We start from the raw sequence: 25,621 nt of genomic DNA on the forward strand, positions 1-25,621 counted from the left end.
AGGGACGGGCCGGGGACGGTTCCACCGCGCGGATGGCTGAGTCCACCGGAAAGGACGAGCGGCTCAGCGACCGGCGCGGATGACGCCGACCCGGACGTACTCGGCGAGGCCGTCGAACGGCGCCTCGTGGTGCCGGTTCACGAACGCGGCGCCGGCCTCGATACGGCGCGCGAACGCGACCGCCCGCTCCTCGTCGGCGCTCCACACCGACGCCTTGCGCCCGAGGCCGGCGGCCAGCACCGCCTCGTCCTCGTCCTCGTAGCCGAACACGGGCACGACCGGCGCGAGCCCGTCGGCGGTGACCACCGGATCGCGCGGGTCGGGATCGACGACCAGGGCCGGCCGCACGTAGTAGCCGAGCTCGGGGTCGGCGTCGAACCGGCCGAGGTCGCGGTAGTCGCCGGTGCGCAGCCGCTCGGCCGCGGTGCGCGCGGCGGCCGAGATGACCGGGCCCATCGTCACGCCGTCGGCGAGCGGGTCGCCGGTGACCAGCACCCGCTGCGCGGCGGCGAGGTAGGCGTCGGCGAACGTCTTGATCTTCCCGGCCGGCACGTGGAGGCGCCTGCCGCCGGTGGCGAACGTGGCGGTCACGAGCCGATCCATGGCGGCGTCGTCGAACGGCGCGTCGTCGAGGAACACGGCCGGGTCGGCGCCGCGGAGCTCGAGCACGGCCGGGGTGAGCCGCCCGCCGGCCAGCGCCGCCACCGCCCGGGCGCCCGCCGCGCCGCCGGTGAACGCCACCTTGCGCACCAGGTCGTGGCCGGCCAGCGCGGCGCCGGTCCCGGCGCCGCCGTGCACGATCCGCAGCGGGCCGCCGATCAGCCGCACCATCCGGTCGAGGGTGAGCGGGGCGAGCGGCGACGGCTTGACCACCACCGCGTTGCCGGCCGCGAGGGCCGGGGCGATCCTGGTCATCGACCCGACGACCGGCCTGCTCCACGGCGTGAGAGCGGCGATCACCCCGTACGGCCGCCGTTGCCGGATGGTCCTGCTGTTGTTCTTGTCGTCCTCGCCTTCGTCGTCGGCATAGGCCGCGGCCGCGTTCGCCACCACCCAGCGCAGGTAGCGCACGGCGAGGCCGATCTCGCCGCGGCAGTCGCCGAGCACCTGGCCGGTCTCGCGGGCCAGCAGCACCGACAGGTCGGCGAGCGCGTCCTCGATCGCCTCGGCGGCCCGGGTGAGCAGGGCCAGCCGCTCGTCGAGCGCCGTCGCCCGCCACCGGCGGAAGTCGGCGTCGGCGGCCCAGACCACGGCGTCCACCTCGTTCGGGGACGTCTCGGCGACCGACCCGACGATCTCGGTGATCCGGGCCGGGTTCTCCCGCCGGATCACGCGGTCGCCGCCCGTTTCTCGTCTGTCACGCGGTACGAGTACCGGATGTGCGCGGCGATCAAACCCCGGAGCCGGCGGACCGCTCCGGTCACGTGTCGAGCCTCCCGTAGGTGTAGCGGCCGTCGGCGTCGGCCGCCGCGCGACGGCGCGCGCCGTTCGGCCGTCCCGTGGCCGGCCCGTGCGGGTGACCACCGGCCCGGCCCGGCCGGTCGCCCGCGGCGCGCTGCTCGGGCGGCGTGAACGGCTCGCCCGGGATGTAGCTGCCGTCGGTCACGCGCGGCTCTCGCGCCTCCCGCGCCTCCCGGGCCTCCCCCTGGCCGACCAGGTCCGTGAAGGCCGCCCACGGCATCCGGTCGACCGGTTCGGCGCCGCCGCTGTCGGCGATCCGCCGGTAGACCTGGGAGGCGGCGCGCAGGGCGGCCAGCAGCGCGGTCATCGGGTGCAGCACGAGCCGCACGCCGGCGGCGGCCAGGTCGGCGTCGCTCGCGCCCGGCCCGCTCCCTCCGGCGGCCTCCGTCCGGCTGATCACGAGGGGCACCCCCGGGAGCGCCTCGTGCAGCCGCGCGAGGTCGTCGAGGTCGTCCACGCCCTCGGGCAGCACCGCGGCCGCCCCCGCCGCCGCGTAGGCGCGGCAGCGCTCGATCACGTCGCCCAGTCCGTGCGCGGCGTAGGCGCCGGTGCGGGCGATCACGGCGAGCTCCGGCACCTCGCGGGCGAGCGCGGCGAGCGTGGCTGCAGTCTCGCCGGACTCGGCCCGGTCCCCGATGTGCAGCCCCGCGATGCCCGAGCGCGCATAGGCCTGCCCGGTCCAGACGGCGTCGCGCGGATCGCCGTACCCGGTGTCCGCGTCCGCGATCAGCGGCACGCCGCCCAGCGCCGACGCCATCGTGGCGGCCCGGTCGGCGATCTGGGTGGCGTGCACGTATCCCAGGTCGGGACGGCCCAGCATGAGCGCCGAGACTCCGGCCGCGGACAGGTGGACGGCCCGATGACCCGCCGCCACCGCGAGCGCCGCCGTCACCGGGTCGTAGACGCCCGGCGCGTGGGTCACCAGGCCGGCCGCGAGCAGTGCCCGCAGCTCGTCCGCTCCGTTCATGGCGGTGCCTTCCTCTGTGGTCGTGGAGGCGATTGTGCCGAACGGTACGGCGTTTCGCTCTGCGCGCCGCTCGTCCGGGGCGCTGTTATCGTTCACGCATGCGTGCTGCCCGCCTGTACGGCGCCGGGGACGTCCGGGTCTCGGACGAGGACGATCCGGTTCCCGGCGACGGCGAGTCGCTGGTCGAGGTGACCAGCGTCGGCCTCTGCGGTTCCGACCTCCACTGGTTCACCGAGGGCGCCATCGGCGACGCGGTCCTGTCGAGGCCGCTCGTGCTGGGCCACGAGATGGCCGGCGTGATCCGCGGCGGCCCGCGCGACGGCACCCGGGTGGCGATCGATCCCGCGATTCCCTGCGGCCATTGCGAGCCCTGCCTGGCCGGCGACCCGAACCTCTGCCTGAACATCGTCTTCGCCGGCCACGGCGCCTGCGACGGCGGCCTGCGCCAGCTGATGGCCTGGCCGAGCCACCGCGTGCACCCCCTGCCCGACAGCATCTCGGACGACGAGGGCGCCCTGCTCGAGCCCCTGGGCGTCGCGCTGCACGCGTACGACCTGGCCCACCCCCGCCTGGCGTCGACGGTCGCGGTCGTGGGTTGCGGCCCGATCGGCCTGATGCTGATCCAGCTGGCCCGCCTGTCCGGCGCCACGCAGGTGCTGGCCTTCGACCCGTTGCCCCACCGCATGGAGGCGGCCCTGAAGCTGGGCGCCGTCCCGCTGCAGGGCGAGGCCGACCTGGTCTTCGAGGTCTCCGGCAGCGAGGCCGCCGTGGAGGCCGCCCTGACCGCCGCCAAACCAGGCGCCCGAGTGATCCTGGTAGGCATCCCCGACGGCGACCAGACCACCTTCAAGGCGTCGATAGCCCGCCGCAAGGGCTTGACGCTGGTCCTGTCCCGCCGGATGGGCGAGGTCTACCCGCGAGCGATCGACCTTGCCGCCCGCCGCCTGATCGACCTGCCCCCGCTGGTCTCAGCCGCCTACCCCTTGACCGAGATCGGCGCCGCGATGGCCACCGCCGCCGCCCGCGAGGGCCTCAAGGTGGTCGTCCACCCCCAGGCCTGACCGCCGCAGCCCGTTCTCTCGCCGGCCCTTTGCTCTGCTCACCAATACGCGCATCCGCGCCCGCTCAGTCCGCGCCCGCGCCAGGCCTGACCGCTGCAGCCAGTTTTCTCGCTAGCCCTCCTCTGCTCACCAATACGCGCCCGCCGCGCTGACCGCGCCCGCCGCGCTGACCGCGCCCGCCGCGCTGACCGCGCCCGCCGCGCTGACCGCGCCCGCCGCGCTGACCGCGCCCACCGCGCCCGCGCCCACCGAGCCCGCGCCCACCGAGCCCGCGCCCACCGAGCCCGCGCCCACCGAGCCCGCGTCAGCTCACACTGCGTCCGCTCAGCCGCGCGGTGGCAAGCGCTCGAAACCTTCAACCTAGGTTCCTAGGATGCCAAAGCAGTGACGGCCCCGATCACGAGCGCGAAACCCCGCAACGGCACGGTCACGCTACGCAGTGGTAGCAAAGCTCTGGTGCGACAACCCATCGACGTCTTAACATCTATGAATTCTTTTCGCGTTCGCGTGTTCCCGAAGGGAAACGTCCATGCGCCGACGCCATTCGAGCCTCAACGTCCTGGTGGTGGCCTTCCTCGCCACCGCCGCCACGCTCTCTCCGACCACCGCGAGCCCCGCCCAGGCGGCCTACGCCGTCAACGACTATTGCCTGGGGGAGTGCTCCGACATCCTGCCGCCGGGGCAGAACGGGGACGCCGATCTCGTGCAGATCCTCGCCTCACAGGCCTTCGGCACGAAGCCGCCGCACTCCGACGATCAGCTCGCCAAGTACGGGAACCTCACGTACAACTACACCGGCCTGACCGGCGACCAGATCAACACCTTCTTCAACGACAGCTCGTACGGCGTTGCCGCCGCCGACGTGGAGAGCACCAAGTCGCCCCGCAGCGACGTCACCATCGTGCGGGACAAGAAGTTCGGCATCCCGCACGTCACCGGCACGACGCGGGCCGGCGTCATGTACGGCGCCGGGTATGCGGGCGCGCGGGACCGGCTGTTCCTGATGGACCTGATGCGGCACGTCGCGCGGGGCAACCTCACCAGCTTCGCGGGTGGCGCGGCCGGCAACCGTGACCTCGAGCAGAGCGTCTGGCGCAACTCGCCCTACACCGAGGCCGACCTTCAGACCCAGATCAATGCACTGCAAGCCGGGAGTACGCGCGGCGCGCAGCTCTACTCCGACGTCCAGAGCTACATCGCGGGCATCAACAAGTACATCGCCGACTGCATGGCGGCCCGTGACTGCCCGGGCGAGTACGTGCTGACCGGCCACCTCGACGCGATCACCAACGCGGGCGGGCCGGTCGCCTTCACGATGACCGACCTGATCGCGATCGCCGGGGTCATCGGCGGGCTGTTCGGCGGGGGCGGCGGCAACGAGATGCAGTCGGCGCTGGTCCGCATCGCCGCGCGGGCCAAGTACGGCAACGCCGCCGGGGACGCCGTCTGGCAGCAGTTCCGGGAGCAGAACGACCCCGAGACCGTGCTCACTCTGCACAATGGACAATCCTTCCCGTACGGGCAGGGAGATCCGAATGCGGCCGGTGTGGCGATGCCGGACGCCGGGACCGCCACGTCGGAGCCGATCGTCTTCGACAAGACCGGCACCGCGACGTCGGCCGCGCGATCCGGCGAAAGTGCGCTGGCCGACTCGCTCAGCACGCTGACCATCGACAACGCCAAGCGCGGCATGTCGAACGCCGCGATCGTCAGCGCGGCGAACTCGGCCACCGGCCACCCGGTCGCCGTCTTCGGGCCGCAGACCGGCTACTTCGCGCCGCAGCTGCTCATGGCGCAGGAGCTGGAGGGCCCGGGGATCAGCAGCCGGGGCATCGCGTTCTCCGGCCTCAACCTCTACACCCTCATCGGCCGCGGCCCGGACTACGCCTGGAGCGCCACCTCGTCGATCCAGGACATCACCGACACGTACGCGGTGAAGCTCTGCAACGCCGACGGCAGCGCGGCCACCCTGGCCTCCACGAGCTACGTCTACCGCGGCGCCTGCACCCCGATGGAGGCCCTCACCCAGACCAACGCGTGGAAGCCGACCACCGCCGACTCCACCGCCGCCGGGTCCTACCGGCTCACCGTGCAGCGCACCAAGTACGGCCTCGTCACCTGGCGTGGCCTGGTCGGTGGCGCGCCCACCGCGTTCACCAGCCTGCGGTCGACCTACCGGCACGAGGCGGACTCGGCGATCGGCTTCCAGATGTTCAACGAGCCCGACCAGATGGGCACGCCCGCGGCCTTCATGAGCTCGGCGTCGAACATCTCGTTCGCGTTCAACTGGTTCTACGTCAACTCGGCCGACTCGGCGATGTACACCTCGGGCGCCGAGCCGTTGCGCGCGCCGGGCGCCGATCCCAACCTTCCGACCAAGGGCGAGCAGGCGTACGAGTGGCAGGGCTGGAACCCCGTGACCAATCTCGCCTCGTACGTCCCGGCGAGCGGCCACCCGCAGGCCGTCAACCAGAACTACTTCGTCAGCTGGAACAACAAGCAGGCCGGCAACTTCGGGGCGGCCGACGGCAACTTCAGCTTCGGCTCGGTGCACCGCGCCGATCTGCTCGACAAGCCCCTGAAGGCGGGGATCGCGGCCGGCACGAAGTACGACCGGGCGTCCCTGGTGAAGGTCGTCGAGTCGGCGGCCACCACCGACCTGCGCGGCACCGACGTGCTGCCGGTCCTGCTGCGGGTCATCGACACCGCCACGGTCACCGACTCGGCCCAGGCCGCGGCGCTGGCCAAGCTGCGTGCCTGGCTGGCCGCGGGCGCGCACCGGCAGGAGACGTCGGCGGGCAGTAAGACGTACGGGAACGCCGACGCCATTCGCATTTTCGATGCCTGGTGGCCCAAGCTCGTGCAGGCCGCGTTCCAGTCCGGGCTCGGCGATGGGCTGTTCCAGTCGCTCGTCGACGCCCTGCAGATCAACGAGTCGCCGTCGGGCGGGCAGACCGGGCCGGTGAGCTCGCTGCCGACCTCCGCCAACGAGAGCCAGGCGCACAAGGGCTCCTCGTTCCAGTACGGCTGGTGGGGCTACGTGGACAAGGACCTGCGCGCGGTCCTGGGCGACAGCGTGCCCGGCTGGTCCACGAAGTACTGCGGCGGCGGCGTGGTCGGCACGTGCCGCGGCGCCCTGCTGTCCAGCCTGACCGCCGCGCTCGCCGAGCCGGCCGCCACCACCTACCCCGGTGACGACCACTGCTCGGCCGGCGACCAGTGGTGCGCCGACGCGATCCTGCAGTCCCCGCTCGGCGGCATCGAGCACGACCTGATCGCCTGGCAGAACCGCCCCACGTACCAGCAGGTGGTGTCGTTCCCGGCGAAGCGCGGCGACAACATCAGCAACCTGGCCGCGGCCAAGGCGGTGACCGCGTCGAGCAGCCAGCTCTTCTACCCGGCCAAGAACGCGGTGGACGGGAGCTTATCCAGCCGCTGGGCCAGCTCCTGGAACGACAACCAGTGGTTACAGGTCGACCTCGGCGCGGCCCAGCCCGTCGCCCGGGCCGTGGTTCGGTGGGAGGACGCCTACGCCACCGCGTACAAGGTGGAAACCTCGGCCGACGGCAGCACCTGGACCCAGGTCGCCGCCGTGACGGGTGCGAACGGCGGACTCGACACCGTGACGTTTCCCGCGGTGAACGCCCGCTATCTGCGCCTCACCGGGCAGACCCGGGCCACCTCCTACGGCTTCTCCCTCTATGAGCTGGAGGTGTACGGGCACTAGCTGTGCCAGGCGGCGGCCACCTCGGGAGCCAATCGGCGTCCCTGGGCGGTCGCCGCCTCGATGGCGGGCTCCCAGCGGCTCGCGTCGAAGACGTTGGGGCCCAGCGCGGCCAGGGTGGCGTCGTCCGGGGCGACCAGCGCGACCTTGGCCCGCCGGCGCAGCGCCTCGATCTCGGCGGCGGGCGCGCCGTGCATGCGGATCGGGGCCAGCGGCGCCAGCACCACCACGCGCGCGCAGCCGGCGGCCAGGTCGGCGTTCGTGCCCGAGCGGACGCCGCCGTCGACGAACCGCCGGCCGCCGACGGTGACCGGCGGGAAGATGCAGGGGACCGCGCAGCTGGCGGCCACCGCCCGGTCGAGCGGCACGCCGGACGTGCGGTCCCAGACCACCGGGTCGCCGGTCGCCGCGTCGACCGCGTTGATCAGCAGCGGGCGGTCCGGCCAGTCGCGCACCGGCAGCCGGCGGGCCAGCGACGACACGTACGGCTCCTCGTCGATGACGTCCGCCGCGAGCGCGAGCGCGCCCACCTCGGCCCGGATCGACGCCGGGTCGCGGGTCTCGTCGGTGAGGATCGCGAACGCCTGCGAGCCGCGTTCCCAGTCGGGCCGGATCGGCGGGTCGCCGTCGCCCAGGCGGGCCTCGAGCCGTTGCCCGTCGACCGGGTCGATGCCCGCCGCGAGCAGCGTGCCGGTGACCGAGCCGGCCGACGTCCCGACGATCAGATCGGCCGTGGTGAGATCGACGCCCGCTTCGCGGAGTCCGGTGACGAGCCCGAGTTGCCACGCGATTCCGGTGATCCCCCCGGCGCCCAGCACGAGTGCGTTGTCCACCCATCATGGTTAGCATGACGACCGATCTGTTCGACGCCGGTGCCATGTACGACGATGACTACCTGTACTTCTTCGCCGCGCCCGGCTCCGCCCCCACGCACGGCCCGCTGGTGGGCACCGCGTACGCCGGCGGCAACGAGATCGCCGACCTGGTGTGGCGCCTGCTCGCCCTCGAGCCCGGCATGACCGTCCTCGACGTCGGCTGCGGCCACGGCGTCCTGGCGAACGCCCTGGCCGCCCGCGGCTGCGACGTGACCGGCCTCGACTCGTCCGCGGTCTTCCTGGACCGGGCCCGAGCCGGCGCCGCCGAGTTCCTCGCGGGCGACATGCGGCAGCTGCCACCGGAGTGGACGGACCGTTTCGACCGCGTCGTCAACGGGAGCACGGCTTTCGGCTACTTCGACGACGCCACCAACCGCGTGGTGCTCGCGGAGATGGCCCGGGTCCTGCGCCCGGGCGGCCGCCTGGCCATGGATCTGGACAACCTGACCGCGTACCTCCCGGCGCTGCCCCCGTCCCGCATCACGGCCCGCCGCGAGAACGGCGACATGCTCGTCGACCGCCACGACCTCGACCCGCTGACCATGCGCCTGACCGTCGAGCGCACGGTCGTCCGCGACGGCCGCACCCGGACCTTGACGTTCGTGAAGCGGCTCTTCGGCTTCCCCGAGCTGCGCGACTGGTTCTCGGCCGCTGGCTTCGAGGACGTGCACGCCCACGGCGAGAACGGCGAGTCGCTGACCACCGCCCATCACCGCATGATCGCGGTCGCCCGCCGCCCCTGACCGATATCGCCGGGCACGAGCGCCCGCGGATCGCGGGTCTCGCCCAGCTCAGGCATCGACCGCCCCGGTCGCCGGGCCGGCGGTCAGCTCGGGCGGCGGCCGCCTGGCCGACCGACCGATACGCCTGCGCCACCCGCGTCAGGGCATCGCTGATCTTCGGCGCGTCGTCGGTCAGGATCTCGAAGCCGTCGTCCCAGCGGCGGCGGTGGTCCGTCAGCGCGTGACGCAGATCGTCGTCGCCGGGCCGGCGAGCTTGCCGAGAGCCCGCCCGAATGGGTCTTCCGCCGTGTAACGCGGATCACTAACCTGAGCTGCATTCACCTTCGCGGGAGGTTCGTGTGGGCTTGCTGTCCGGGTTTCCTGACGGGTTTCTCGTGGGGGTCTCCACGGCCTCCTATCAGATCGAAGGGGCCGTGCACGAGGGCGGCCGCGGGCCGTCCATCTGGGACACCTTCGCGCACACGCCGGGGAAGGTCGCCGGCGGGGACACCGGGGACGTGGCCTGCGATCACTATCACCGGTTCGGCGAGGACGTCGCGCTCATGGCGGAGCTCGGGGTCGACGCCTATCGGTTCAGCGTCGCCTGGCCGCGCGTTCAGCCGGAGGGGAGCGGCGCGCCCCACGCGGCGGGGCTCGACTTCTACGAGCGGCTGGTCGACGCGCTGCTGGCGCGGGGGATCGCGCCCACGCCGACGCTCTTTCACTGGGATCTGCCGCAAGCGCTCGAGGATCGGGGCGGGTGGCTGAGCCGGGAGACCGCGCTGCGGTTCGGTGAGTACGCGGCCCACGTCGCCGAGCGGCTCGGTGACCGGATCACGCGGTGGATCACGCTGAACGAGCCGATCGTGCACATGGCGCAGGGGTACGCGTTCGGGACGCACGCGCCGGGGCGGGAGCTGATGCTCGGGGCGCTGCCGGTCGCGCACCACCAGTTGCTGGCGCACGGGCTGGCGGTGCGGGCGTTGCCCGGCGATGCCGAGGTCATGATCACCAACAACTGCACGCCGGTCATCCCGGCCTCCGACGACGAGGCCGACCAGATCGCGGCGATGGTCTACGACGGATTCCACAACCGCCTCTTCAACGACCCCCTCTTTATCGGCAAATATCCGGACTTTCTGGCGTCGGGGCTCGACGAGGTCGTCAAGGACGGCGACATGGCGATCATCGCGACTCCCATGCGGGCGCTCGGCATCAACTACTACAACCCGACGAAGGTCGCCGCGGCCGACGGTGACCTGCCGTTCGAGACCGTCCCGATCGAGGGCGTCCCGACCACGGCCTTCGGCTGGCCGGTGGTCCCGGACGGCCTGCACGACCTGCTGGTCGGCCTCAAGGACACCTACCCGGGCCTCCCGCCGATCTACATCACCGAGAACGGCTGCTCGGTCGAGGACCGCCTCGACGACCAGTTCCGCATCGACTACCTCGACGGCCACCTCGGCGCGGTCGGGCGGGCCATCGCCGCCGGCGTCGACGTGCGCGGCTATTTCGTCTGGTCCCTGCTCGACAACTTCGAGTGGGCCGAGGGCTACGGGCAACGCTTCGGCCTGGTGCAAACCAACTTCGACACACTCGCCCGTACGCCCAGAGCTTCCTTCCGATGGCTGCAGGCGGCCCTGCGGGAGCGGGGATGACCACCGAGGCCGTCACCACCCGCGTCGGCGGCCGCTGGATCGCCCTGCTCTCGCTGGCCAACCTGGGCCTCTGGATGGGCTACTTCGGCCCGCTCCAGGTGCTGCTGCCGAATCAGATCGAGGACATCGCCGGCGACGGCAAGGAGACCGCCCTCGGCGTCATCACCGCGATCGGCGCCCTGGTCGCCGTCGTCGTGGGCCCGCTGGCCGGCGCCCTCTCCGACGTGACCACGGCCCGCACCGGCCGCCGGCACACCTGGATCGTGGCCGGCGCCCTGTTCGGCGGCGCCGCCCTGGTCTTCCTGCACGCCCAGCACACCCTGGTCTGGGTCGGCGTCGGCTGGTGCCTGGCCCAGGCCGGCCTCAACACGATGCAGGCCGGCCTCACCGCGGTCGTCCCCGACCAGACCCCGGTCGGGCAGCGCGGCCTGGTCTCCGGCTGGGTCGGCCTCACCCAGTCCGTCGGCGTGGTGGCCGGCGTGCTCCTGGTGACCGCCGCCGGCGGCGGCTACATGGCGATCGCCCTCGTCGTGGTGTTCACCGTGGCGCCGTTCGTGCTGGTCGAGCGCGATCCGCCGATCGCCGTCGCGCCGCGGTTCTCGGCGTGGCGGTTCGAGGCGTTCCGCGACCGGGACTTCGCCTGGGCCTTCGCCACCCGCTTCCTGGTGCAGCTCGGCAACGCCATGGCCACGCTCTACCTGCTCTACTTCCTGCGCGACAAGGTGCACTACGCGAACGCCGACGACGGCCTCGCCCTGCTGATCGTCGTCTACACGGTGGCCACCGTGCTGACCGTCGTGGTCGGCGGCGTCGTCTCCGACCGCACCGGCAAGCGCAAGCCCTCGGTGATCGTCTCCGGCTACGTGATGGCCGTGGCCGCCGTCATTCTCGCCTTCTGGCCGACCTGGACCGGCGCGATCGTCGCCGCCGTCATCCTCGGCCTCGGTTTCGGCGTCTACCTCTCGGTCGACCAGGCGCTGATCACCCAGGTGCTGCCCGGCGCCGAGGACCGGGCCCGCGACCTGGGCGTCATCAACATCGCCAACTCCGCGCCCCAGGTCCTCGGCCCGGCCATCGCCTTCCCGCTGGTGTCCTACCTGGGCGGCTACCCGGTGCTCTACCTGGCGGCGGCGGCCGTGACCGTCCTCGGCTCGATCCTGGTCACACGGATTCGATCGGTCGAGTAGAAGGCCGTCGGCTGAACGGCACCGCCAGCACCAGCACGGCGGCCAGCACCATCACCGCGACCTCGATCCACGCGGCCGCGTGCAGGCCGCCGACGAAGGCGGACCGGGCCGCGTCCACCAGGTCGGCGCCGGCCGGGGACGGCATCTGCGCGGCGGTGGCCAGCGCGCCGCTCAGCGTCTCCCGGGCCGCGTCCGGCGCGCCGTCCAGCCCGGCCCGGTAGACCGCCGTGCCGATGCTGCCCAGGATCGCGATGCCCAGCGCCCCGCCCAGCTCCGAGGCCGTCTCGGTCAGCGCCGACGACGAGCCCGCCCGCTCCGGCGGGACCGCGCCCATGATCAGCTCGGTGGCGGTCGACATCACCACGACCAGGCCGCCCGCGTACAGGGCGGCGGCGATCAGCAGCCGCACCAGGCCCGCGTGCTGCGGCACCGTGCTCGCCACCAGGAAGCCCGCCGCCGCCAGGCCGAAGCCGGCGGCGATGATCCGGGCCCGGTCGACGCCGCGCTGGGCGAGCTTCGAGGCGATCGGGGCCGCCGCGCCGACCCCGATCGACGGGGCCAGGCTCCACAGCGCGCCCTCGAGCGGGCTCATCCCGAGCACCAGCTGGAGGTACTGCGTCACGAAGACGGCGAAGCCGACCAGCGCGAAGGTGCCGAGCAGGCTCACCACGACCGAGCCCGCGAACGCCGGCCGCCGCAGGATCGCCAGGTCGAGCAGCGGGTCGGGACGCCGCCGCTGGCGCCGGACGAAGACGACGGCGAGGGCCAGGCCACCGGCGATCGCCGCGCAGCGGACGGTGCTCATCCCGTACGCCGCAATCTGCTTGATGCCCCAGACGGCGGCGAGCACCGACACCATCGAGAGGGCCGCGCTGACCAGATCGAAGCGGCCCCGGGCCGGGTTGCGGTGCTCGGGCAGCAGGAACGGCGCCGAGACCAGCAGCAGGAGCATCGCCGGGATGTTGATGAGGAACACCGAGCCCCACCAGAAGTGCTGCAGCAGCACGCCGCTGATCACCGGGCCGAGCGAGATGCCCGAGGTCATCGCCGCCGTCCAGACCGCGATCGCGGTGGCCCGCTGCTTGGCGTCGTGGAACATGTTGCGGATCAGCCCGAGCGTCGAGGGCATCAGGGTGGCGCCGGCGACGCCGAGGATCGCGCGCGCCCCGATGAGCATGCCGGCGCTGGTCGAGTACGCGGCGAGGGCCGACGCCGCGCCGAAGCCCAGCGCCCCGGCCAGCAGCAGCCGGCGCCGCCCGATGCGATCGCCGAGCGCGCCCATGGTGATCAGCAGCCCGGCCAGCACGAAGCCGTAGATGTCGAAGATCCACAACTGCTCGGTGCTGCTCGGCGCGAGGTCGTGGCTGATGAACGGGACGGTGAAGTAGAGGATCGAGACGTCCATCGACACCAGCAGCAGCGGCAGGATCAGCACCCCGAGGGCGATCCACTCGCGTCGTCCGGCCTTTTCGAGCGTGGCTTGCATGACGGCCCCTCCGTGGAAGACTATTGCGTATGGCATACGCACTACTGCGTAATACATACGCAGTAATAGGATGAGCTGTCAAGACCGAGGGAGAAAGACGACACATGACCGACCTCAGCGCGCTGCCGCCGCCCCTCCGCGCGGCCTGGGGCCACCGGGAGCGGCCGACGCGGGGGCCGAAACCGGCGCTGAGCGTCGAGCGCATCGTCGGCGCGGCGGTGGCGGTCGCCCGGGCCGAGGGCTTCGGGGCGGTGTCGATGAGCCGGGTCGCGGCCGAGCTGGCGACCAAGCCGATGTCGCTCTACCGCTACGTGGCGAACAAGGACGAGCTCACGATCCTCATGCTCGAGGCGGCGTCGGGGGAGCCGCCCGCGCCGCGGGCCGAGGGCGAGAGCTGGCGGGCGGCGCTGGAGCGATGGGCGTACGCGATGATCGCGATGTTCCGTGCGGAGCGCTGGTTCCTGCAGGTGCCGGTCGCCGGGCCGCCCGCGACGCCGCGGCAGCTGGCCTGGATGGAGGCGGGGCTGGCGGCGCTCGACGGCACCGGCATCGACGAGCCGCGGAAGCTGTCGGTGATGCTGCTGCTGACCGGCTTCGTGCGCAACGAGGCGACGCTGCGGGGGCAGATGGCCGACGCGGCGGCGCACGACGGGCGCACGGTCGAGGCGACCATGGCCGAGTTCGGTCAGCTGATGCGGCAGCTGGTGCAGGCCGACCGGTTCCCGATGCTGCGGCGGGTGATCGACGCCGGGGCAATGGACGAGGCCGACGACCCCGACACCGACTTCGCGTTCGGCCTGGCCCGGATCCTGGACGGCGTCGAGGCGTACCTCTCCTAAAGAAGGCCGATCTCTTAAAGAAGGCCCAGCTGGCGGGCGCGCACGACGGCCTCGCGGCGCCGGGCCGCGCCGAGCTTGCGGTAGATCGCCCGCATGTGCGCCTTCACGGTGTTCACCGAGATGCCGAGGTTGCCGGCGATCTCGGCGGCGGTCAGCACGGTCGGCAGGAAGCGCAGCACGTCGTGCTCCCGCTCGCTGAGCGCGTCGGCCAGCGCGGCGGGCTCGGCCGGGTCCGGCGACTCCTCGAAGACCTCCTCGAGCCAGCGCTGCCGGCCGGTGAGGACCTCGATGCGGGACGCGTCGAAGCGGCGGAACGGGCGGCGGATGCCGTTGCGGCGGGCCAGCTGCCCGGCCCGGGACATCGCGTCGACCGAGCGGCTCACGTGCCCCTGCGCCTCGGCGACCAGGGCCAGCCCGATCCACGCGGTCACCGCCGCGACCATGTGCGGGCTGTTCGCGGCCCGGCTCAGCAGCTCCTCGGCCTTGTCCAGCGAGCCCAGCGCGAGGTAGGCGCGGCCCAGGCACACCTGCTCGGCCGGGCGCAGCCGCCCGCTGGGCGGGTAGAGCGTCACCACCCGGTCGGGCTGGTGCATGGCCAGCGCCACCTCGGCCTCGATCAGCCGCAGCCAGCGGTCCAGGCGGGGCGCGACCGGCATCGGGCCGGCCTCGTCGCGGGTGGACTCGAGCAGCGCGCGGGCCGCGACCGGGTCGTCGCCGGCCAGCAGCAGCTGCACCCGCACCAGCGAGGTCAGCACCGCGGTGACCGCCTCGGGCGGGTGCATGCCGGTGTGCAGGGCGCGGCGCAGCGCGGACTGGGCCTCGGCGATCCGGTGGCGCTCGAGCTCGATCAGCGCGACCACCAGGTGCGCCGTCGCGGCCTGCGGCGCCGACTCCATGGCCAGGCGGCGGGCCAGATCCTCGGCGGCGGCCGCGTGGTCGGCGGCCTCGCCGAGCGACCCCTGGAAGTACGCCAGCAGCCCCAGGTAGCCCAGGGCGTTCACCTCGACCAGTTCCGCCCCGGCCGAGCGCGCCGCCGTCATGCCCGACCACAGGAACTGGTCGGCCTGATCGAGCCGGCCGACCCAGAGCAGACCCACGCCCTTGTTGGCCAGCGCGAACGACCGCAGCTGCAGCAGCGCCGGCACCTCGTCGAGGCGGGCCGGGCGCAGCAGCTCGAGGATCGCGGTGGTGGCCCGCACGAGCTCGGGCATGTCGCCGGCGACCCGGATCACCGCGCCCGCCTCGAGCACGGCGAGCGCGGCGTCGAGGGCGATGCGCCGGGCCGGCTCGCGGGCGGCGGCCATCCGGCGGGCCTGCTCGATGCGGGCCGGGACCGCCGGGAGGTTCCCGCCGGCGTACATCAGCAAGGCGGCGCAGAGACTCAGCTCGGCGGTGGTGGGCAACTGCTCGGCGGGAATCGTGCGGATCGCGGCGAGCAGGTCGTCGCGGCGGCCGGAGAGCAGCATCGCGATCGCGCGCTCGGCGACGAGCCTTCCCGCGTACGCCCAATCGCCCGCCACCGCGGCATGCCGGAGCGCCTCGGGCACCGAGCCCTCCTGCGCGAACCACCGGGCGATCAAGCCGTGCAGCGCCGGGGTGGCGTCCGGCTCCTCCACCTCGAACTGCCGGCGCAGGGCCGCCCGCAGCTGGCCGTGGTAGCGGTACCAGCGCGGGTCGGCGGGCTGGCGCGTGACGAATCCGGTGACCCCGAGGTGGTCGAGGATCTGCCGGCCGTGCGTCTCGCCGGTCAGGGCGGTGGCCAGGTCGGCGCAGATCAGGTCGGGAAAGCAGGTGCGGAGCAGGAAGCGGCGTACGGTCGGGGGCTGTGCCGCCACCACCTCGCGCAGGAGGTAGTCGCGCGTCGCGTCGCCGGGATTCTTGGCCTCGGTCGCGAGGCGCAGGCCGAGCGGCCAGCCCTCCGCGTTCTTCGCCCCGCCCGCATGGAATGCCGCCGCCTCCGTCTCCTCGGCGTCGAAGGCCAGGTCGGTGGCGCCGATCTCGGTGAGGTCGCCGGTCGCGCGCAGGCGGTGCAGCGGCAGGCCCGGCTCGCTGCGGGTGATCAGCACGAAGTGCAGCCAGTCCAGCCCGCGGTCGATGAACTGGGCCAGCGCGTCGTTGGCGTCGGCGCCGTCGAGCACCTGGAGGTCGTCGAGCACCAGCCAGACCGGCCCGGCCGCGTCCTCGGCGCAGTCGTCGACGAGCGTGACGCCGGCCGGCTCCAGCGCCGCGCCGACCGCCCGGATCATGGTGGCGGTGTCGCGGTGCTCGGGACGCAGATCGAGCCAGGCCGTGTTCTTGCGGCGGGCGCCCGCCCAGGACCGGACCAGGGCCGTCTTGCCCCAGCCGGGACCGGCCCGCACCAGCGTCACCCGCAGGCGTGCGCCGTCGTCGAGGAGCGAAAACAGGCGTGGACGAGGGACGATTCCGGTCATGGCTACCATCCCGTCCGCCAATTCGGGGATATCCAGGGACCTCTTTGCGCTGGTCACGGATCATAAACTGGGGTTGATGGCCGCGCGTGCTTTGCGGTCGGCGTGTCGTGCTGTCCAGTTTCACTTGACGGGATCGGCCGTACCGCGTAAATAGACCCGCCGGCAGCGATGGACGCTGCCGGCGGACCCCCGATGTTTTCGTGCCAGGTCAGTTGTTCTCGAGCGGTCAGTTGTTCTCGAGCGGTCAGTTGTTCTCGAGCGGTCAGTTGTTCTTGAGCGGGAACCCGGGGATGGCCTTGGTCTTGCCGCCGGTCGGGTCGATCGCGAACCACTTGCCGTTCACGCCCTGGCCGTTGAGGTCCCCGGCCTTGGCGTCGGCGATGAAGTAGTAGACGGGCCAGCCGTTGATGGTCACCTGGCACGTGTGGTCGGCGCGCTCGACGTACCCGATGATCTTGGGGTCGATGCCGTCCGGGAAGATCTTGCCGGGCGATTTGATCAGCAGCGGCGGCCAGGCCGTGGCGCACGAGCCGTTGCAGTTCGACTTCGGCGGCTTGTTCTTGTCGCCGTCGAAGCGGTAGAGCGTGCGGCCGGCGCCGTCGGCCACGAACGTGCCGATCTGGTCGTTGTCGACCGCGTTGAGCTCGACCGTGTGGCTGCCCTTGGCCTTGTCGGCGTTGGGCGTGATGTCCTTGTCGGACGGCCCGCTGAAGATCTTCACCCACTTCTGGGTCTTGGCGACGGTGGGCTTCTCGATCGTGGCTTTCCGGCCGGAATCCTGACCGGTCGCGGACGCGCTGGGGGACGGATCCGCGGCCGCGCCGGTCAGGTCGCCGGGGCCTTCGGCCGGCGGAGGAGCGTCGGCCGACTTCGTCTGCGCCACCGGCAGCGTCAGACGATCGAACGACGGCGCATTCTGGCTGCCACAGGCGGTCAGACCGGACAGGCCCAAGCCGGCCAGCGTGACCATGATGATCATCCTGTGGTTCCTCATGGCTGCTCTCCTTCGCCACCCCGGCGGGAATCCGGGCATGCCTCCCACACGACCCCCGCGACGGGACGGTTCACCCCGGGATGCCAACTTCACAAGATCTTTGATCCGTCCGGGCGTACCTGCACGTATCTCAGGTAGCCGCGGCGCAGTACGTTCTTCGATGTCGCCTTCGGCGAGTCCGCCGCACCACGGAAGGGCGGCGGACCCGTACCGAAACGGCACCGTCGCCGGTGCCGCGGAAAAGAGAGACGCGATGCCGTCAGCAAAGACCAGACCGCGCCGGGAGGTGGCCGATGAAGCACTGGTCAGATCGCTGTTCAACGAACACGGCCGAGCCATGCTCGCGTATGCCACGCAGCTGACGCGGGACCGCGCGGCCGCCGAGGACGTCGTCCAGGAGGCGCTCGTGCGCGCCTGGCGGCATCCCGACAGCCTGGACAGCTCGAAGGGCTCGGTGCGCGGCTGGCTGCTGACCGTGGTCCGCAACATCGTGCTCGACCAGATCCGCGCGCGGAACCGCCGGCCGCCCGAGGTGCGGGAGAGCCCGCCCGACGCCGCGGTCGAGGGCGATCACGCCGAGCGCGTGGTGAACTCGATGGTGGTGGTCGACGCGCTGAGCCGGCTCTCCGACGAGCATCGCCAGGTGCTCGAACAGGTCTATCTCAAGGGCAACACGGTCACCGAGGCGGCCGCGGCGCTCGGCATTCCGCCGGGAACGGTGAAGTCCCGGTCCTACTATGCGTTGCGGGCCCTACGCGAGGCCGGCAGAGAACGGTTGGCATCATGAGCACGCCGGAGAACCCGACACCGACCAACGACCACGTCGACATGGCCGGCTACCTGATGGAGATGCTCACGCCCGAGGAGAAGCAGCGGGCCGACGAGCATCTGGCGGGTTGTGCCGCGTGCCGCGAGGAGATCGAGTCGCTGCAGGAGTGGTCGTCGGCCCTGCGCGAGATCCCCGACGAGATGCTGCTCGACGGCCCGCCGGAGGACGCCGACCTACTGTTGCAGCGCACGATCCGCCAGGTCCGCCAGGAGGCCTCGGGCGGCCGGATGCGCCGCATCGCGATGCTCTCCACGGCGGCGGCCGCGGTCATCGTGGTCGCCATCGGCGGCGGCGTGATCCTGGGCCGCGGCACGTCCGGCGACACCACCCCGCAGGCGCAGACCTCGTCGCCCGCCACCAGCGTCCCGCCCGGCACCCAGTTCGTGGCCGCCGCCGACCCGAACACGGGCGCCCACATCAACGCGACCATCACGCCCGCGATGGGCTGGGTCCGCCTGAGCGCGACGGTCGGCGGCATCCCCGCCGGCGAGCGCTGCCGCATCGAGGTCGTGGGCAAGGACGGCGAGGCCGTGCTGGCCGGCAGCTGGCTGGTCTCCCCGGCCGGCGAGGCGAACGGCACCACCTTGAACGGAAGCGCCCTGATCGAGCCGGCCGAGGTGACCGCCATCCGAGTGGTGAGCACCGAGGGCGAGCAGTACGTCAGCGTGAACGTCTGATCAGACGTAGTCGCCGAGGACGCCGGCCAGGACGTCGGTCGCGTCCTGGATGTTGACCTCGGTCATCTGCAGCGGGCCGCCGGTCTCGGTCAGGTACGCGGTGTCGGCGCGGCCCGTGAAGATCGGGGCGAAGCCCAGGTCGCGGATCAGCTTGGACGCGGTCAGCCGGGCGTCGACCAGGTCGGTGCAGACGAACTCGGCCAGCAGCGGGTCGTGTCCGCGGCGGCGGGTCAGCACGCTCGCCGGCAGGGTGTTGAACGCCTTCACCCAATGTGCCTCGGGCGCCCAGCCCATCAGCGTCTCGAGCCCGCTGCGGCCGTCCGGCGTCGCCTCGGTCGGGTTGGTCGCGTCGATCACGACCTTGCCGTTCAGCGCGCCGGCCGTCATGTCGATGGCCTGCCGGGCCGAGCTCCAGCTGGGCGCGAAGAGCACCGCGTCCGCGTACGCCGCCGCATCCGCCACCGGCATCGCCGTGACGTGATCGCCCAGCCGGTCGACCAGATCGCCGAGCCGCTCCGGATGCCGCGACGTCACCGCCACGTCGTGACCGCTCTCCGCGCACCACTCGGCGAGGGTCGCGCCGAGTCGTCCTGCCCCGATGACGCCGATGTGCATGACCTCAGCGTGCCATTTTCCGGGCCTCAGCAACCCAGCTTTCGGATTCCCACGCTCGCTGCGACCACTACCGGCACTGCCCAGGCCGGAGCCACGGTCGTACGCAGGGAAGGCGTCCAGCCTGCGTCGGCGGCCAGATCGGGGTCGTAGGCCGCGTTGTAGGCGGCGACCAGGTCGACCGGCTTGGCCTTGTTGCCGACCTGCACGAGCGACCCGATCGCGGTGATCCTCGTGCCCTTCCAGTAGTGGATCACGTTCGCCACCGGCACGTCCGCGCTGAGCTTGAAGTAGTTGTTCTCGGCGTAGATGCTCGACTCGACGCCGACGCCCAGCGAGTACTGGTAGCTGTCCTCGTCGGTGGCCACGTACAGGTTGTTGTAGACGTCGACCTGGCCGAACCGCACCCGCGGCGCCCGCTGGATCACGTTGCCGAACCGGTTGTGGTGCACGGTGACCCGCAGCTTGCCGACGTCCACGCCCGGGGTGTCGGTCGAGCCGATCAGCATCGTCTTGTCGTGGTCGTAGTAGTCGTTGTACGAGACCGTGACGTAGTCGGAGCCCTTGATGATGTCCGACGCCCCGTCGTGCACCTGGTAGGGCCGGCCGAGGTAGAGCGGCTGGTCCTCGTCGTGGTTGTTGCCGTCGCTGAGCGTGTTGTGGTCGATCCACACGTTGGTCGCGCCGGAGAGCGAGATCAGGTCGTAGAGCGAGTTCCAGTTGCCGGTCGAGCCGTCGGTCGGGTCCCAGGCCGGGAAGCAGTCGGCCGCGTCGGTGACCTCGAGGTTCCGGACGATCACGTTGCTGATCCCGGTCAGCACCAGGCTGCCGTGCGTGATCCGGCCGCCGTTGATGCCGATGATCGTGGTGTTGCTGCCGACGTTGACCTTGATCTGGTCGCCCTGCCTCTTGGCCGAGCGCACCCGGGCCTCCTCGAGGGGGCCGCTCGGCTTGCTCGCCCTGCCCCAGACGGCCGGGTCGTAGGCGGCCAGGAAGGCGTCCAGGCTGTAGGCCGGGTCGGCGTAGTCGGCGCAGGTCAGCGTGTTGCCCTCGGCGTCCCTGTTCAGGTCGATCTTGCCGCTCACGAAGACGATCTTCGGGGTGGCGTTCTGCCCGTTGGTGGCGGCGTCCCCGCCGAGCGCGGCGATCAGCTCGGCCCGGTCGTGCACGACGGCGACGTGCGCGTCATCGGCGGCCGAGCCGCCGGTGGTGCCGGTGCCGGCGGCGGCCCAGCCGTCGTTGGCGGGGAGGGCGGCGCGGCCGAGCCGCAGCGCGATGGGGGAGATGCCCTGGGCGCGCTGGGCGGCGGTCGGCGCGCCCTGCGCGGCTTGCGCGCCCTGCGCGGCTTGCGCGCCCTGCGCGGCTTGCGCGCCCTGCGCGGCTTGGAGGCCCAGCGCGGCGCGGGCCGCCTGGTCCGCGGTCATTCCGGCGGCCGCAAGCTCCGCGGTCACCCCGGCGGGCGCTGATCGGGCGCCCGCCGGGGGAGCGGCGCCGGCCGTGACGGCTTGCGGCGGGCCCGCCAACCCCATCGCGGCGACAGCGAGGAGGACGGCGGCGGTGGTGGCTGCTGCGGGCATGGCAACTCCCTCGAACGGCTCGGTGGGCGGCCGTTCCACGGCGGGGGCGCTCAGGAAAGCGCTTGCCTGGCAACGTTCACACGGAGGTCGATTGCAGTCAATGGCTAAAACGACGCAGAAAATTTGCAGTGGTTGACTGTCGGGGTGGGCATCCGCGCCAAGCTCTACATCGTGACCGGCCTGCCGTACGCCGGGAAGTCCGTCCTGTGCCGTGAGCTGGTACGACGCTTCCGGTTCGGCTATGCGTCGGTGGACGCGGAGATCGACGCGGCCGGCCTCGACGTGCGGTCGATGACCCAGCGGGATTGGGACGACGTCTACGCCCGCGCCTTCGACGGGCTGGCGCGGTTGCTGCGGGCTGGGCGGACGGCGGTGTTCGACGGCGGAAGCCTGAAGCGCGGTGAGCGCGACCGGCTGCGCGGGATAGCGGCGAGCTGCGGCGCGCCCGCGGTGCTGATCTACGTGAACACGCCGGCGGCGGAGATCGCGGCCCGGCGGCGGCGCAACGTCTCGACGGGCGAGCGCGCGCACCTGGCGGACGAGACGATGGCGGCGGCGGTGGCGATGTTCGAGGAGCCGGCGGCGGAGGAGAACCCGCTCGTCTACGACGCCTCGATGAATGTGGACGACTGGCTCGGGACGAACATCGCGCTGCGGTCCTGACCGGTGCGCCCAGCCCGGCGCGTTCCGGTCGTCGTGCCCGGTCACTCCGCGGCGGCGGAGTGCGGGCTCACTGCCTACCTACAGGACTGCTACTTACAGGACTGGGGGCGCCAGCCGTCGCCACCCCGCAGGAACGCGGCCATCGTGTAGTCGGACGCCTCGGCATCGGTCAGCTGCGGGCGGTCGGCCGACGGAATCGCTCCCGGTCCGCGGTTGTGGTACTCGGCCAGCCGCGCGTCGCGCCACGGCCACGTGCCGAAGTCGCTCCAGGCGGTCGCCCCGATGTGCGCGCCGATCCAGGAGTCGCGGATCAGCGTCTGCCCGATGGCGTTGGGGTCGTTGCTCGGGTGCCAGGGCCGCCCGAGGAACACCGTGCCGGCGGGGGCGTCCGAGGTGAGCATGCAACGGTGCATCAATAGCCCGTACGGGATGGAAATGTCCTGGCTCGGAGCGGTCACGTACCCGTTGGGGCTCGAATTGCGGTTGAGCGAGTGGATCCGGCACCGGTCGAAGACCGCCGTGCCGCGCCCGAAGATGAAGTCCACGTCCCCCTCGACGTAGCACTCGCGGAAGTACGCCCGGTTCGCCACCCCGGCCGCGCTGCTGTTGACGTAGAGCGTGTCCTGGTTGCCGAGGAACCGCACCCGGTCGAACTCCATCTTGTCCGCCCGCGTCAGCACCGCCACGGCCTGCTTCGAGGTGATCTCCGGATGCGCCGCCTCGTCGAACAGATTGGCGAACGTGAGATTGCGAGCCCGGAACCCGGCCCCGTCCACGGTCACCGACGCGCTGCCGGAGGTGCCCCAGGTCGTCCCGTCGGGCTTGAGGGTCCCGTTGGCCCGGTCGTCCCCGATGATCACGGCCTCGGGCACGGCCCCCATCCCGGTCAGCGTCACGAACGGCTTGCTCGACGGCACGACGACCTGACCCAGGTACGTGCCCGGCCGCACCGAGATCGCCCGCGGCTCGGTGTTGCCGACCGGCACCGCGTCGATGGCGGCCTGGATGGTCGCGAAGTCTCCGCTGCCGTCGGCGGCCACGACCGCGAACGGGGGATCGGCCCGGGCCGGGGAGCGGCGCCCGGCGCGGGCCGGATAGGCGGCCTGCGCCGGTGCGGCCACGGCCGCGGTAAGGGCCGTGCCGGCTAAGCCGCCGCCGGCCAGCTCGAGGAACCTACGTCTGCGCATCGGTGGAACCTCCTAAGGAAAGGCCTTTCCTGCGGAAGTTAGAACCATCGATGGCCGCCGTCAATACCAAACACCGGGACAGGATCCTCATTGCGCACCGGGAGCACATCGGCGCGGCCGCGACTTGGGCGATGTGCGAGATGCGAGATGTGCGAGTCCGCGCGGCATGCGAGACGCGCGGCGGGGGAGGCGGGTCGGGGGAAGGTGCGCGCGGTCCGGGGAGGCGGGCCGGCGGAGGGAAGCGGGGCCGGCGGAGGGAGGTGGGGCCAGGGGAGGTGCGCCGCCAGGGGAGGTGTGCGGCCAAGGGGGTGGGTGGCCCGGAGGTGACGGCCCGGGGAGGTGGGTGCGCGGGGGCGGTGGGCGATCACTCGTCCGGTCTGACGGGGCGGGCGGGCTCCGGTCGTACGGCCTAAAGAGCCCAAGTGCTCTCGCGCTGGACCAGCTCCGCCGGGATGGTCTCCACGCGCGGGCCCTCGCCGGCCGTGCTCAGCGCGAGCCTCATCGCTCGCTCGCCCATCTCGGTCAGCGGCAGCCGCACCGACGTCAGGGACGGGGTCACGTCGCGCGCGATCGGCATGTCGTCGAAGCCGATCACCGCCACCCGCCGGCCCGTGGGCCGCAGCGCCGCCAGGGCGCCGACCGCCATCGAGTCGTTCAGGGCCAGGATGGCCGTCACGTCGGGGAACGCGTCCAGCAACGCCGAAGTCGCGGCGACCCCGCCGTCCCGCGTGAAGTCGGAATGGACGATTCGCTCTTTGGCCAGCTTAAGCCGATATTTCCGTGCGGCCCGCCGGACGCCGGCCAAGCGGTCGAACGTGGTCGTCAAAGCCGGCGGCCCGGCGATCACCGCGACCGAGGTGTGCCCCAGCGCATAGAGATGCGAAGCCGCGAGGAACCCGCCCTCCTCGTTGTCCGGCACGATCGCGTCCCCGGTGTGCTCGTGCCGGCCGATCACCGCGATCCGCCCGCCGGTCGCCTCGAACGCGCGCAACCGGTCGTCGATCCGCCCCGCCGTCGCCGCGTCCAGATAGCCCGAACCCGCGATCACGATCGCCGCCACCTGGTGGGCGTGCAAGAGGTCGATGTATTCCAGCTCGCGGTCCGGCTGCCGGTAGCTGTTGCAGATGATCGCCAGCCGGCCGTCGGCCTCGGCCACCCGCTGGAGCCCCCGGGTGATCTCCGCGAAGTACGGGTCGGAGACGTCGTGGACGATCACCCCGACGGCGCTGCGGTGCGATCGGGCCAGCATCTGGGCGTGCGCGTTGGGCACGTACTTGAGCTCGGCCACCGCCGCCAGGACCCGCGCACGCAGGGTGTCCGCGACCGGCTTCGGGCTGCCGTTGATGATGCGGGACGCGGTCGCGGTGGACACGCCCGCGTGCCGTGCGACGTCCGCCAAAGTGGCCATGACCCGGGAGGATACCTGCGCCGGTCTTGCCCGCACGGCAGCGCGCCCGTTACGGTCTAGGAAAGCGCTTACCTAAGCGCCGAGGGCGAAAGCGGAGGACCAGCGGCATGGGCCGGACGACCATCGGAATCGTGCTCAACGGCGTCACCGGGCGAATGGGGCTGCGGCAACACCTGCTCCGCTCGGTGCTCGCCATCCGCCAGGACGGCGGCCTGCCGCTCCGCGACGGGTCGGTGCTCTGGCCCGAGCCGGTGCTCGTCGGCCGCAGCGAGACCAAGCTGCGCGACATCGCCGAGCGGCACGGCCTCACCGACTGGACCACCGACCTGCCGGCCGCCCTGGCCCGCCCGGACGTCCAGATCTACTTCGACGCCCAGGTCACCTCGGCCCGGGTCAAGGCCCTGCAGATGGCGATCGACGCCGGCAAGCACATCTACACCGAGAAGCCGGTGGCCGAGACCCTCGAGCAGGCGGTCGAGCTGGCCCGCCTCGCCGACGCGGCCGGCGTCAAGCACGGCGTCGTGCAGGACAAGCTCTACCTGCCCGGCCTGCGGAAGCTGGCCCGGCTGGTCGAGGGCGGATTCTTCGGAAAAGTCCTCTCGGTCCGCGGCGAGTTCGGCTACTGGGTCTTCGAGGGCGACTGGCAGGCGGCCCAGCGCCCGTCCTGGAACTACCGGGCGGCCGACGGCGGCGGCATCGTCCTCGACATGTTCCCGCACTGGCACTACGTGCTCGAGCAGGTCTTCGGCCCGGTCCGCGCGGTCACCGCCCGGGCGGTCACCCACATCGACCGCCGGTGGGACGAGGAGGGCGCGGCCTACGAGGCGACCGCCGACGACGCGGCGTACGGGATCTTCGAGCTCGACGGCGGCGTCATCGCGCAGATCAACTCGTCGTGGGCGGTCCGGGTCAACCGCGACGAGCTCGTCGAGTTCCAGGTCGACGGCACGCACGGCAGCGCGGTCGCGGGCCTGCATCACTGCCGCATCCAGCCGCGCGTCGCCACGCCCAAGCCGGTCTGGGACCCGGACGTGCCGACCACGCAGCGATTCCGCGAGCAGTGGCAGGAGGTTCCCGACAACGCGGTCTTCCCCAACGGCTTCCGGGCGCAGTGGGAGCAATTTCTGCGGTACGTCGCCGAGGACGCCCCCTACGCCGGTGACCTCTGGGCCGGCGCCCGCGGCGTGCAGGTGGCCGAGCTGGGCCTGCGGTCGTCCCGCGAGGGCCGCCGCCTCGAGATCCCGGAGCTGGCGAGATGAGTT

The 25,621-nt window shown here is 72.2% G+C and carries 21 protein-coding genes; 10 read left to right on the forward strand and 11 right to left on the reverse strand.

Translation table 11 applies throughout. The annotated features are described in order from the left end of the window. Nucleotides 1-63: 63 nt before the first annotated feature. Entirely contained in the window at nt 64-1,332 is a 1,269-nt protein-coding gene (locus tag ACZ6TB_RS07395; RefSeq protein WP_465551651.1) for an aldehyde dehydrogenase family protein, read from the reverse strand. Between the two features lie 88 nt (nt 1,333-1,420). Beyond that, on the reverse strand, nt 1,421-2,428 hold the full coding sequence (locus ACZ6TB_RS07400; protein WP_465551653.1) for an isocitrate lyase/PEP mutase family protein: 1,008 nt from the start codon (nt 2,426-2,428) through the stop codon (nt 1,421-1,423). A gap of 98 nt (nt 2,429-2,526) precedes the next feature. Between ACZ6TB_RS07400 and ACZ6TB_RS07405 the strand changes: the two genes are divergently transcribed. Next, nucleotides 2,527-3,489 (forward strand): zinc-dependent alcohol dehydrogenase, encoded by a 963-nt coding sequence (locus ACZ6TB_RS07405; protein ID WP_465551655.1) that lies wholly within the window; start codon nt 2,527-2,529, stop codon nt 3,487-3,489. Between the two features lie 126 nt (nt 3,490-3,615). On the opposite strand, the gene ACZ6TB_RS07410 is transcribed toward ACZ6TB_RS07405, so the two are convergent. Continuing rightward, nucleotides 3,616-3,783 (reverse strand): hypothetical protein, encoded by a 168-nt coding sequence (locus ACZ6TB_RS07410; protein ID WP_465551657.1) that lies wholly within the window; start codon nt 3,781-3,783, stop codon nt 3,616-3,618. A gap of 235 nt (nt 3,784-4,018) precedes the next feature. On the opposite strand from ACZ6TB_RS07410, the gene ACZ6TB_RS07415 reads away from it, so the two are divergent. Further along, the gene (locus tag ACZ6TB_RS07415) at nt 4,019-7,216 is read left to right on the forward strand and encodes a penicillin acylase family protein (protein WP_465551659.1); all 3,198 of its coding nucleotides are present in this window, start codon (nt 4,019-4,021) and stop codon (nt 7,214-7,216) included. On the opposite strand, the gene ACZ6TB_RS07420 is transcribed toward ACZ6TB_RS07415, so the two are convergent. Further along, the gene (locus ACZ6TB_RS07420; RefSeq protein ID WP_465551661.1) at nt 7,213-8,046 is read right to left on the reverse strand and encodes a patatin-like phospholipase family protein; all 834 of its coding nucleotides are present in this window, start codon (nt 8,044-8,046) and stop codon (nt 7,213-7,215) included. The two genes, ACZ6TB_RS07415 and ACZ6TB_RS07420, sit on opposite strands and share 4 nt — an antisense overlap. Before the next feature lie 14 nt (nt 8,047-8,060). Here ACZ6TB_RS07420 and ACZ6TB_RS07425 point away from each other — a divergent pair, with 14 nt between their 5' ends. The 3 genes from ACZ6TB_RS07425 (at nt 8,061) to ACZ6TB_RS07435 (ending at nt 11,655) form a co-directional block, all read left to right on the forward strand. Then, entirely contained in the window at nt 8,061-8,831 is a 771-nt protein-coding gene (locus ACZ6TB_RS07425; protein ID WP_465551663.1) for an SAM-dependent methyltransferase, read from the forward strand. Between the two features lie 374 nt (nt 8,832-9,205). Continuing rightward, complete coding sequence (locus ACZ6TB_RS07430; protein WP_465551665.1) at nt 9,206-10,468, forward strand: GH1 family beta-glucosidase; 1,263 nt, start codon at nt 9,206-9,208, stop codon at nt 10,466-10,468. Further along, entirely contained in the window at nt 10,465-11,655 is a 1,191-nt protein-coding gene (locus ACZ6TB_RS07435) for an MFS transporter (RefSeq protein WP_465551667.1), read from the forward strand. The genes ACZ6TB_RS07430 and ACZ6TB_RS07435 overlap by 4 nt, the downstream gene beginning before the upstream one ends. On the opposite strand, the gene ACZ6TB_RS07440 is transcribed toward ACZ6TB_RS07435, so the two are convergent. Further along, nucleotides 11,630-13,141, reverse strand: a complete 1,512-nt coding sequence (locus ACZ6TB_RS07440; protein ID WP_465551669.1) for an MFS transporter — start codon at nt 13,139-13,141, stop codon at nt 11,630-11,632. The genes ACZ6TB_RS07435 and ACZ6TB_RS07440 overlap by 26 nt on opposite strands. A 104-nt stretch (nt 13,142-13,245) precedes the next feature. Here ACZ6TB_RS07440 and ACZ6TB_RS07445 point away from each other — a divergent pair, with 104 nt between their 5' ends. Then, complete coding sequence (locus tag ACZ6TB_RS07445; protein ID WP_465551671.1) at nt 13,246-13,980, forward strand: TetR/AcrR family transcriptional regulator C-terminal domain-containing protein; 735 nt, start codon at nt 13,246-13,248, stop codon at nt 13,978-13,980. Nucleotides 13,981-13,994: 14 nt separating this feature from the next. Here the strand turns inward: ACZ6TB_RS07445 and ACZ6TB_RS07450 are convergent, their stop codons facing one another. Both ACZ6TB_RS07450 and ACZ6TB_RS07455 read right to left on the reverse strand, forming a co-directional pair. Further along, the gene (locus ACZ6TB_RS07450) at nt 13,995-16,412 is read right to left on the reverse strand and encodes a winged helix-turn-helix domain-containing protein (protein ID WP_465551673.1); all 2,418 of its coding nucleotides are present in this window, start codon (nt 16,410-16,412) and stop codon (nt 13,995-13,997) included. A gap of 262 nt (nt 16,413-16,674) precedes the next feature. Continuing rightward, on the reverse strand, nt 16,675-17,406 hold the full coding sequence (locus ACZ6TB_RS07455; RefSeq protein ID WP_465551675.1) for a hypothetical protein: 732 nt from the start codon (nt 17,404-17,406) through the stop codon (nt 16,675-16,677). A gap of 253 nt (nt 17,407-17,659) precedes the next feature. Here ACZ6TB_RS07455 and ACZ6TB_RS07460 point away from each other — a divergent pair, with 253 nt between their 5' ends. Continuing rightward, the gene (locus ACZ6TB_RS07460; protein WP_465551676.1) at nt 17,660-18,193 is read left to right on the forward strand and encodes a sigma-70 family RNA polymerase sigma factor; all 534 of its coding nucleotides are present in this window, start codon (nt 17,660-17,662) and stop codon (nt 18,191-18,193) included. Further along, nucleotides 18,190-18,912, forward strand: a complete 723-nt coding sequence (locus ACZ6TB_RS07465) for an anti-sigma factor family protein (protein WP_465551678.1) — start codon at nt 18,190-18,192, stop codon at nt 18,910-18,912. The genes ACZ6TB_RS07460 and ACZ6TB_RS07465 overlap by 4 nt, the downstream gene beginning before the upstream one ends. Here ACZ6TB_RS07465 and ACZ6TB_RS07470 read toward each other — a convergent pair whose 3' ends face one another. Both ACZ6TB_RS07470 and ACZ6TB_RS07475 read right to left on the reverse strand, forming a co-directional pair. After that, the gene (locus ACZ6TB_RS07470) at nt 18,913-19,527 is read right to left on the reverse strand and encodes an NADPH-dependent F420 reductase (protein WP_465551680.1); all 615 of its coding nucleotides are present in this window, start codon (nt 19,525-19,527) and stop codon (nt 18,913-18,915) included. It abuts the gene before it with no gap. Nucleotides 19,528-19,553: 26 nt separating this feature from the next. Then, nucleotides 19,554-21,053 carry a pectate lyase family protein gene (locus tag ACZ6TB_RS07475; protein WP_465552519.1) on the reverse strand — a complete coding sequence of 500 codons (1,500 nt, stop codon included), beginning with the start codon at nt 21,051-21,053 and terminating at the stop codon, nt 19,554-19,556. Between the two features lie 180 nt (nt 21,054-21,233). On the opposite strand from ACZ6TB_RS07475, the gene ACZ6TB_RS07480 reads away from it, so the two are divergent. Further along, nucleotides 21,234-21,764, forward strand: a complete 531-nt coding sequence (locus tag ACZ6TB_RS07480) for a P-loop nucleotide/nucleoside kinase family protein (RefSeq protein ID WP_465551682.1) — start codon at nt 21,234-21,236, stop codon at nt 21,762-21,764. Between the two features lie 89 nt (nt 21,765-21,853). Here ACZ6TB_RS07480 and ACZ6TB_RS07485 read toward each other — a convergent pair whose 3' ends face one another. Further along, a complete protein-coding gene (locus tag ACZ6TB_RS07485) occupies nt 21,854-22,951 on the reverse strand; it encodes a pectinesterase family protein (protein ID WP_465551684.1) in 1,098 nt (365 codons plus the stop codon). Nucleotides 22,952-23,360: 409 nt separating this feature from the next. Beyond that, nucleotides 23,361-24,359 carry a LacI family DNA-binding transcriptional regulator gene (locus tag ACZ6TB_RS07490; RefSeq protein ID WP_465551686.1) on the reverse strand — a complete coding sequence of 333 codons (999 nt, stop codon included), beginning with the start codon at nt 24,357-24,359 and terminating at the stop codon, nt 23,361-23,363. A gap of 107 nt (nt 24,360-24,466) precedes the next feature. Between ACZ6TB_RS07490 and ACZ6TB_RS07495 the strand changes: the two genes are divergently transcribed. Beyond that, on the forward strand, nt 24,467-25,618 hold the full coding sequence (locus ACZ6TB_RS07495) for a Gfo/Idh/MocA family protein (protein WP_465551688.1): 1,152 nt from the start codon (nt 24,467-24,469) through the stop codon (nt 25,616-25,618). Nucleotides 25,619-25,621 lie beyond the last annotated feature (3 nt).

The sequence above is a fragment of the Actinoplanes sp. NPDC051537 genome, from assembly GCF_055586105.1.